The organism is Klebsiella sp. HN106 (genome assembly GCF_051209435.1).
Classification (GTDB): domain Bacteria; phylum Pseudomonadota; class Gammaproteobacteria; order Enterobacterales; family Enterobacteriaceae; genus Klebsiella; species Klebsiella oxytoca.
Genome location: NZ_JBLURD010000298.1, coordinates 1 through 278, shown reverse-complemented (window position 1 = coordinate 278; position 278 = coordinate 1). Strand labels below are relative to the sequence as shown.

Here is a 278-nt window from a genome sequence, read left to right as displayed (position 1 = left end):
CAGCGTTATGTTTTGCAACGCTTTTAGCAGAAATGAAACAGCGCGGCGGCGCAGCGGTAATCTCGGCCGATCTGCGGTAAACTATCGGTTAACTTGTTTACTTCCCGGAATCTCTGCATCCATGCTCAGTTATCGCCACAGCTTTCACGCAGGCAACCACGCCGACGTCCTCAAACACACCGTTCAGAGCCTGATCATTGAATCACTGAAAGAGAAAGAAAAACCGTTTCTCTACCTGGACACTCACGCCGGCGCGGGCCGCTATCAGCTGAGCGGCG

At 53.2% G+C, this 278-nt stretch carries 1 pseudogene; it reads left to right on the top strand.

The features are described 5' to 3' along the window. Positions 1–121: 121 nt before the first annotated feature. Positions 122–278 (top strand): annotated as a pseudogene (locus tag ACSIPU_RS31295) (23S rRNA (adenine(2030)-N(6))-methyltransferase RlmJ); the annotation flags it as partial.